The organism is Neolewinella aurantiaca, assembly GCF_008014675.1.
Classification (GTDB): Bacteria; Bacteroidota; Bacteroidia; order Chitinophagales; family Saprospiraceae; genus Neolewinella; species Neolewinella aurantiaca.
On record NZ_VOXD01000064.1, the window covers coordinates 1 to 9,276 of the forward strand.

6 protein-coding genes are annotated in these 9,276 nt (G+C 55.1%); 1 reads left to right on the forward strand and 5 read right to left on the reverse strand.

All coding sequences use genetic code 11. The annotated features are described in order from the left end of the window. Positions 1-111: 111 nt before the first annotated feature. The gene (locus FUA23_RS21705; RefSeq protein ID WP_147932882.1) at positions 112-603 is read right to left on the reverse strand and encodes a hypothetical protein; all 492 of its coding nucleotides are present in this window, start codon (positions 601-603) and stop codon (positions 112-114) included. Between the two features lie 158 nt (positions 604-761). Further along, complete coding sequence (locus tag FUA23_RS21710; RefSeq protein ID WP_147932883.1) at positions 762-2,951, reverse strand: peptidase domain-containing ABC transporter; 2,190 nt, start codon at positions 2,949-2,951, stop codon at positions 762-764. 774 nt (positions 2,952-3,725) lie between these two features. Between FUA23_RS21710 and uvrA the strand changes: the two genes are divergently transcribed. Next, complete coding sequence (gene uvrA, locus FUA23_RS21715; protein ID WP_147932884.1) at positions 3,726-6,563, forward strand: excinuclease ABC subunit UvrA; 2,838 nt, start codon at positions 3,726-3,728, stop codon at positions 6,561-6,563. 126 nt (positions 6,564-6,689) lie between these two features. Here the strand turns inward: uvrA and FUA23_RS21720 are convergent, their stop codons facing one another. The 3 genes from FUA23_RS21720 to FUA23_RS21730 all read right to left on the reverse strand — a co-directional run bounded on the left by FUA23_RS21720 (position 6,690) and on the right by FUA23_RS21730 (position 8,906). After that, a complete protein-coding gene (locus FUA23_RS21720) occupies positions 6,690-7,097 on the reverse strand; it encodes a hypothetical protein (protein WP_147932885.1) in 408 nt (135 codons plus the stop codon). Next, on the reverse strand, positions 7,097-7,771 hold the full coding sequence (locus FUA23_RS21725) for an NAD(P)H-binding protein (RefSeq protein ID WP_147932886.1): 675 nt from the start codon (positions 7,769-7,771) through the stop codon (positions 7,097-7,099). The genes FUA23_RS21720 and FUA23_RS21725 overlap by 1 nt, the downstream gene beginning before the upstream one ends. A 208-nt stretch (positions 7,772-7,979) precedes the next feature. Continuing rightward, positions 7,980-8,906, reverse strand: coding sequence for an alpha/beta hydrolase family protein (locus tag FUA23_RS21730; RefSeq protein WP_187271184.1), 927 nt, complete (start codon positions 8,904-8,906; stop codon positions 7,980-7,982). Positions 8,907-9,276: the final 370 nt, after the last annotated feature.

Here is a 9,276-nt window from a genome sequence, read left to right on the forward strand (position 1 = left end):
GAGTATCAATTTACACGCTGATGGACCCAGTAAAGCTGGTGTTAAGCATAAACGAATGCGAGCGATGTGGTCCGATAAGGCCCGTGATAAAGTTTTTCTAGATAGTATGCGTTAGCCCTGCCCCCGGCCCCTCTCCTCGGGAGAGGGGAGACGTGATAGGCGAGGCAGACGTTGGAAGTGTGATAGGTGTTGGAGTATCGTAGCCGTCTTTTCTCCGGTTTTTTCTTGAGACCTTATATATAGGTCTTGTTCTACGGTGGTCAGCCAGTGGTCGAGGGCTTTGACTGGTCGCCAATCTGCTTCGCTCCGGAAGATGAGGAGGGTATCGCCCGCCGTCACCGGGGCATCGTTTTGGGTGAAGACGGTGTCGATAACGTTCATTGCACCCGCGTGCAGCGCCAAAGGAATCGTTTCTGTTTGTAACAGGAAAGGAGCCTCCACCTTCTCCGGATAGCGAATGAGGGCGGTGAGGCCAAGGCCGACCAGGAACACAAGGGCGATGGCCATGATGCCGGAGTTCAGCAGCCAGCCGGGTGGCTTGCCCATCATGTCCTGGATGGCGGACGCTCGGAACTGGTGATTTTGTGTTGTTAATTCTGGCATTTGTTATAGGTTATCCGAACTCGACTGGCGAACTTTTTTGCTGTGTCATGATGGTAATATGATCCTTTTTAATGGGCGTTTGCAAAGTATAATTCCTCCGGTAAGGCTGTGAGCAAAAAAGAATTCGACAGGCGAGTTCTCCCATTTCTCGGGGAGACTTAACTCCCCAACTCCAACTGATTTTTAACCAAAGTATAGTACGCCCCCTTGGCAGCAACAAGCTCTTGGTGGCTACCAATTTCCACGACTTCCCCTCGTTCCAGCACAACGATCTGATCAGCATGAGAAACAGTGGACAGGCGGTGAGCCACCACGACCACGGTCTTACCCGCGTAGAACTCGTCGAGTTGGTCGATGATCTCACGTTCGTTGTTGGCGTCCAGCGAATTGGTGGCCTCATCGAGGAAGAGGTAGTCGGGGTTTTTATAAACAGCGCGGGCGATGAGCAAACGCTGTCGCTGCCTCTGGGAAACGCCGTTGCCCCGCGCGCCGACCATGGTGTTGACGCCCAGCGGCAGCGAGCGGACAAATCCTTCGATGTTGGCTACCCGCAGGGCGTGGTCCAACCGTTCGGTGTCGGGAAAGTCGCTGCTTTCGCTGATGTTGTTGGCGATGGTGTCGGAAAAGATGAAGCCGTCCTGCATCACTACCCCGCAGTGTTCGCGCCAGGCGTTTTGGTCGAGTTGGTTAATCTCCGTTCCGGCTACGCGGATGGCACCTTCGGTGGTGGGGTAAAATCCGAGTAGCAGTTTTAATAAGGTCGTTTTACCACTCCCGCTGGTGCCGACGATGGCAGTCACCTTTCCTTGCGGGATGGTCAGGCTTACGTTCTTCAGCACATCGTCTTCAATGGCGTTGTAGCGGAAGGAGACGTCGTCCAGCTCCAGGTCACCTACGCGGGGAACGGTTTTGCTGATGCCCATATCACTGCCGTCTTCTTCCGCCTGGGCGTGGATTTCTCCCAAGCGTTCTAGGCTGATCTTTGCATCCTGTCCAGAGCGGATGAAGTTGATCATCTGCGCCAATGGGCCGTTCAACTGGCCGATGATGTACTGGATGGCCAGCATCATGCCCAGCGTCAGGTCCCCTTTGATTACGCCGGTAGCGGCGATGACCGTGATCAGAATGTCCTTGGACTGGTTGATAAACGAGCCGCCGGCTTCCTGCCACTGCCCTAGCCGGAGCGCACTCATCTGCACCCGGAACAACTTGGCTTGGATCTCAGCCCAGCGCCAGCGGCGTTTTAGCTGACTGCCTTGGAGTTTAATCTCCGGCATCCCCTGAATGATCTCGATCAGGGAGTCCTGCGTCCGGCTGTGCTCCTGAAAGGCGCGGTAGTCGATCTCCTTGCGGCGCTTGAGGAAGAAAGCGATCCATCCGAAATACAATACCGACGCAACAGCAAAGATCAGGAAGATCGTAGTTGAATAATAAAGCAGCACAATGCTGAAAGCAATCAGGTTGAAGACCGAAAGGATGACGCCCAAGGTAGATTGGGTCAGGAAGGATTCGATCCGCCGGTGGTCGCCGATGCGTTGCAACAGGTCGCCGGTCATCTTCGTGTCGAAATAGCCGAGGGGCAGCTTCATCAGCTTTACGAGGAAATCGCTGATGAGGGAGACGTTCAACCGGGTACCGACGTGCAGCAGAATCCAACTCTGGATGAAGCGTACGGTAGTTTGGGTGGCAAATAATACCAGTTGACCGATCAGGATGAGGTAGATAAAACCGATGTCCTGGTTAACGATGCCGGTATCAACGATAGATTGGGTGAGGAACGGAAACAACAGCGAGATCAGTGAACTCAGCCCGAGGCCGATCGCCAGTTGCCAGCCCAGGCGTTTGTAAGGGCGTAGGTAATTTAGGGCGAAGCGAAAGCTCAGCTTGTCCGTCGGTGGAGCTTCCTGTTCGTAGAAGGAAGGCGTGGGTTCCAGCAGCAACGCAATTCCCCGGTCGCCGTCGCTTTGCCACCCGCGCAGGAAATCCGCTTTCGGCAATTTGTGTTTTCCGGCAGCGGGATCGGCGACCCAAACGAACTTCTCATTGGCCTTGTGGACGACGACGAAGTGGTTCTGGTTCCAGTGCGCTACGAGCGGGAAAGGAGCATTCAGTAGGCAGGGCGCATCAGATTTGCCGCCAAACGGAATCTTCACCGCCATGCTGCGCAAGCCCGTACGTTCCGCCGCCTTACCGATGCCCTTCAGGCTCACCCCTTCCCGGCTGATGAAGGAAATGGAGCGCAGCCAGGGCAAGGGGAAATACCGTCCGTGGTGTTGCAGGATCATTCGGAGGCAGGCCGGACCACAGTCCATACTGTCCATTTGAGGGTAGAAGGGGAATTTTCCCATTGTTGTTTTAGATGTTGTTCAAATTAGCCAACCTAAAAGTAAAGTGGCCACCTAAAAATTCTTGGGTCAAAAAACAAGTTTCAAAAGCATGAAAACAGGCAGATAAAATCAACTATACCGACTTTAAAAAACTGATTATGAACACTTTATCATTTTCAAATTCTGCCATTTCAGGTCGTTTCGTAAGCACTTAAACGCAAAACATAAGACAAGTTTTTTTCTTCTCTTACATCTCATGAAGTAAATGTTCTTCAGGCGCGGGCGCGGGTGCGGGGGGAGGTTAATAAGCAGGGGATTAACCTAATAATATCCGCTACACCTACAGCACGGACTGAAGTCCGTGGAACAGCAGCCTGAAGGGCTGCCGAACGGTGCTGACCGTTCGGCAGCTTTCAAGCTGTTGTTCGTCCGCCTTCAGGCGGAGGCGATTCAACGGTACAAACGGTAAGCCGGAGGTCGAAAGCCCACCAACAAACCACAACATATCCGTGTCATTTCAGATTTTTAAAACTATTTTTGCGGTCGTATGAAAAAGAGCAAATCGGTCTGAACCCCGAACCCTGCTCCTTCATTCTAACTTTGCATCCCGCGGCCGCGCCCTCAATAGTAATGTAGTACTTAATCAATGCAGTAGTATGGTACTCGTGATATATCCGGTGTTGTAGGTGTTGCATTTTTCCTGCCGGAGCCGTCTCCCCTCTCCCGAGGAGAGGGGCCGGGGGAGAGGGGAACGCGCGCATTCGCCTTCCTAAATATTACTCAATTCATTCTCTCTTGTCCAAGAACAACGATCATTCCAGCGCCGACCTCCGCACCTCGATCTTCATCAAAGGCGCCCGCGCCAACAACCTGAAGAACGTGGACCTGACGATACCAAAGAACCAACTCGTGGTGGTGACCGGCGTATCGGGCAGCGGCAAGTCGAGCATAACCATGGACACGCTGTTTGCCGAAGGCCAACGCCGCTACGTGGAGAGCCTGAGCAGCTACGCCCGGCAGTTCCTGATGCGGATGAAGAAACCGGAGGTGGATTACATCCGGGGCATCTGCCCGGCCATCTCCATCGAGCAGAAAACCACAACGGCCAATGCCCGCTCTACCGTAGGAACACTGACGGAAATCTACGATTTCTTCCGCCTCCTCTACGCCCGCGCCGGACGCACCTACAGCCCCATCAGCGGCGAGGAGGTGAAGCGCCACTCCGTTACCGACGTAGTTAACCACATCACCAGTATGGACGAAGGCAGCCGCGTCCACCTCTACGCTCCCCTGCCCCGTACGTTCGACGACCGGACGCTGCGCCGCGAACTCGAACTCCTGCAGCAAAAAGGCTACACCCGCGTAATGGCCAACGACGAGGTAACCCAAATCGACGACCTGCTGGAAAGCAACCCGCCCGCCCTGGCCAAAACCCTCGCCGAACTGACCAAAGAGGAAGAAATGATGGTCCTCATCGACCGTTTTGTCGTGAAGCCGGGCGACGAAGAGAACAACAAACGCATTGCCGACTCCGTCGGCACGAGCTTCGGCGAAGGTGGCGGAGAAGTGGTGGTCTACGTCGACGCCGACAACTGGACGGCCTGGAATAACCGCTTCGAGCTGGACGGCATTCTCTTCCAGGAACCCACGCCCCAGCTCTTCAACTACAACAACCCATCTGGCGCTTGCCCCACCTGCGAGGGCTTCGGCCGTACGATGGGAATTGATGAAGACAAGGTCGTGCCCGACCCCTCCAAGTCAGTCTACGACGGCGCGGTGGCCGCCTGGAGCGGCAGCACCTTCGGCCAGTGGCAAAAAGATTTCCTGCGCGTTGCCAACCGTTTCGATTTCCCAGTACATACGCCTTACGCTGACCTCACCCGCGAGCAAAAGCGTGAGCTGTGGGACGGCAACAAACACGCCAAGGGCATCACCGACTTCTTCGATGATCTCGGTAAGAAGCTGTATAAAATCCAGAACCGCATCATGATCGCCCGCTACCGCGGCCGCACGATTTGCCATACCTGCCGGGGCTCGCGGCTGCGCCGCGAAGCAGACTACGTGAAAGTGGGCGGCCACCCGATCACCGACCTGATCGACCTGCCCATCGACCTGCTCCAAAAGCACTTTCAGGAACTCGAACTCAACGAGCACGACGCGACCATCGCCAAGCGGCTTCTACTGGAGATCAACAACCGCATCCAGAGCATGATGGACCTGGGGCTGAGCTACCTGACCATCAACCGCCTCAGCAATACGCTCTCCGGCGGCGAGAGCCAGCGCATCAACCTTACCCGGACACTGGGCAGCAACCTGACCGCCTCGATGTACATCCTGGACGAGCCGAGCGTAGGCCTGCACCCCCGCGATACCGAACGGCTGGTGGCCGTACTGAAACGGCTACGCGACCTGGGCAATACCGTCCTGGTCGTCGAGCACGAGGAAGGCGTAATTGCCGAAGCAGACTATCTGATCGACGTAGGCCCCGCAGCCGGCGTTCACGGCGGAGAGATTGTTTTTGCCGGTCCTTACGAAGATATCCACAAAGCAGCGCCGGAGAGCCTCACGACGAAGTATATGGACGGCAGTATGTTTGTCCCCGTGCCCGAACAGCGCCGCCGACTGACCAACTGGCTCAACATCGAAGGTGCGCGGATGCACAACCTTAAAAAGGTAGACGCGAAAATTCCGCTGAATGCCCTTACGGTCGTATCCGGGGTATCCGGCAGCGGCAAGACGAGCCTGATCAAAGGCATCCTCTACCCCGCCCTGCGCCGCGAACTCGGTGAAGGCAGCAGTCAGGCACCGGGCAGTTTCTCCGGCCTCACGGGCGACGTGAAGCAACTCACCGCCGTGGAGATGGTGAACCAGAGTCCGATCGGAAAATCGAGTCGTTCCAACCCGGTGACCTACGTCGGGGCATACGACGACATCCGTAACTTGATGGCGAGCCAACAGCTCGCCAAGATCCGGGACTACAAACCCGGCTTCTTCAGTTTCAACGTCGACGGCGGACGCTGCGACACCTGCAAGGGCGAGGGCGAGCAGACGGTAGAAATGCAGTTCCTGGCGGATGTCCGTCTGGTCTGCGAAGAATGCAACGGCGCGCGCTTTAAGCGCGAAATCCGCGACGTGACGTACAACGGTAAAAACATCACCGAAATCCTGGACATGACGGTGGAAGAATCCGTCGAGTTCTTCAAGGACGAAGCCAAGTTGGTAAAGAAGCTACAGCCGCTGCTCGACGTCGGCCTGGGCTACATCACCCTCGGCCAGTCGTCGTCCACGCTCTCCGGCGGAGAGGCCCAGCGGGTAAAACTGGCCAGTTTCCTGACCCGCGAGAAAAAAGGCGAGCACATCCTCTTCATCTTCGACGAACCGACGACGGGCCTGCACTTCCACGACGTTGCGATCCTGCTTACCGCGCTGAACGCACTGGTGGAGCGCGGGCATACCGTCCTCGTCGTCGAGCATAATATGGACGTCATCAAATCCGCCGACTGGGTGATTGATCTCGGCCCGGAGGGTGGTCGCGACGGCGGGCATATTGTTTTCCAGGGTACGCCGGAAGCCCTTGCCGATTCCGGAGAGGGCTACACCGCTGGCTACCTGAAGGAGGTCCTGGAGAAGTAAGCAAGAGCATCTGTGGCGCGGCCGCAGGTGCAGGGAAAGTTGTTAAAAAGCACCGGTAGAGGAGTTTTACTCCGACTATACCTACGGCAGAATCTGTTTCACTTTGCCTGCTGGCCATTCCCATTTTCAATCTTCCCGGCCTGACGACGAAGGAATAATCCCCCACGAAGCCGTCAGTTCATCAATCGTTTTGTGGTACCCTTTAGGGATGGCTACGGAGAGAATACCGCCCAGCGTGATCTGCCAAAAGCCACCCGCGGCCACAAAGTCCCGCGCGACTTCCGGCAATTTATCCCGTTTGTAAAAAGTGGGCAGCATTGTTCCCCAATGCTCAAAATCCGTAGACTCGGCAACCTCAAGTAATTCGTGTACCCCGTCCGGCCCCTCCCTGGTAACCAATTCGGCGGCGTAGGTGAACTTCTCCACCAGCGGATTCACTTCCAGAAGCTTCCACCTGCTTTCCCCAATTGGTTCGACCAAGACCGTTACCAAAGACCCTTGGTCTGAAGTTCTCAGCGCTAACTTAACTTCCATTAAGTACATGGTTTAAGGTCCTGAAATTCGTTCCACTGTAATTCTTCATAGCCTTTGCCCGCACGGTACAGGTTCCGCGCCATAGCTCCGCCCAGGTCAGCGACCTTAATACCTTTATACTTACGTGCGCCGCCGAAGAAGAGCTTGTCCAGCACCGGCCACACGGCAAGGGCTACACCCTGCGTAAAACCATAGCGGTTGGTTGGAGTCATGATCATCGAAGGCTTGAAAATGCTGAGGCGCTCGAAATTGAGCACTTGAAGCGCTTCCACCAGTTCCGCTTTTATCCGGAGGTAATAGTTTGCCGAGCTTGAGTTGATGCCTACGGATGCCAGCAGTTCAAAATGCTTCACGCCAGCCGCTTTACAGGCCTTGGCAAAATCAATCACCGCCAGCTTATCGATCCGTTCAAACTCTTCTTTGGAGACTTTAGATGCCTCACCAACCCCCAGGGTACAAACTGCTGCTTCATGCCCCTCGATGAGGCCGTCGTAAGACGAAGGAGTGAAGATGTCAATCATGTGCTGCGTAACCCGGCCGGCTGGCATATCGGGGACTTCCCTCCGCCCCAGAAGCGTTACTTTTTCGGCACGAGGATCTTGCAGGATGGTTTTCAGCGCTTCGCCGCCGACGGCGCCGGTGGCGCCAAGCATGATTATTGAGCTTGGTTGCATAGAATGCAAGGTAACAAGTTCATCCGTTAGATTCCTGAATTAATCCGCTTGTCCGTTTGCAGCCATTTCAACGCAGCGGCCAAAGCATCTTCGGCCACCTCATCCGGTACAATCTCCGCTCTGAAGGAGTTCCGGTCTCCGGAAGGGTAATAATTTCAGGGAAACATAGCATTACTTAGCGGCGCCGGGCCGGAAACCCGTAGTCAACCTACTTCAGGTACGCCCGGAACCATGCGTCAGCACTCTCAAGTACGTCTTTCCGTTGTCCGCTAATCCCGTGATCCCCTCCCGGATAAACCAGTAACTGATGCGGGAGGGACTTTTCTTCCAGCAGGGCTGCAAGTTCCTGCGCTTGCTCTACCCGAACCTTATTGTCCGCTTCTCCGTGGAGGATCAGGATCGGTACATCTTCCGGTAGTTCGCCGACAAAGTCAACTGCCGAGCGGTGCGAGAGCTCTTCTTCCCTGTTTTCGGCATATCCCGGAATCATTTTCTGGAAAATGGGATCGAATAGGGGTCTGTCTTCGAGTAAGGCCCTGAAGTTGGTAGGAGCTCCACCCACCACAGCGGCCTTTACTTGCGGAAATTCTTCCCGCAGCGCCTGAAAGGTCATCATCCCTCCCCGACTCCAACCGTAGAGACCAATTTTCTTTCGGTCTGCGCCGGGGACCTGTCCGGCCAGCTCGATGAGTGTGGAAAGGTAAATGGTATCATAGCCGCCCATTTCGTCGGCAGCTACGTCGTTTATCGATTGGCCGTATTCGTAGGTTAATACCGTATAGCCCCGCGCGGCCAGTTCTCCCAGGCGGACGGCCGCGGTGCCGTAGTTCCAGCGACCGTTCTCGTAGGTTCCTCCCCTGCTGTAAATAATCGTTGGTAAGCGGGATTGTCCCTTCGGCCTGGCTCCGTAGCCAAGCACGATGTGGCCCTCTACTTCGTAGGAAAAAGTAAACAGGTCTACCTCGTCCAGAAACGAATACGATGGTTTCAGTCTGGAGTAAGTCTGATCTGCATAGACGTCGTCCTTCATCGGCAATTCAGACAGTGGAGGATACGGCGAGGTGGTGTAAATCCTGGATATAGGCCCCTTGCTCACCTCACAGGAGAAGCAAAGAATAGTAATCAGAAAAAACAAGGCTCGTATTTTCATCTCTGGACGCGTTCAGTGTGCTCCCAAAGGTAGCAGAGAGAAGAGTTAGCCTTTGATAATCTTAGTTAATCAAGGTTAGCGGTATTGCCGGGCGCGGCCGCAGGTGCAAAGTGTGTTGGGCGGAGCCGGTGCTCTTTTCTGCTCAGCATAAATGCTGAGGAACAGTTGGTAAGAAAAGCGTCTACCTTTTATAGGACGTCTCGTTTGTCGGGAGGGTTTAGGGGAACCGGCAATAGCTTTTCTCAGCATAAATGCTGAGGAACGGGTATAAACGGAGAAAGCCCCACTGCAAAGTTGCAGCGAGGCTTTCATAAATTGGCGGCGACCTACTCTCCCGGGATCAAGTCCAAGTACC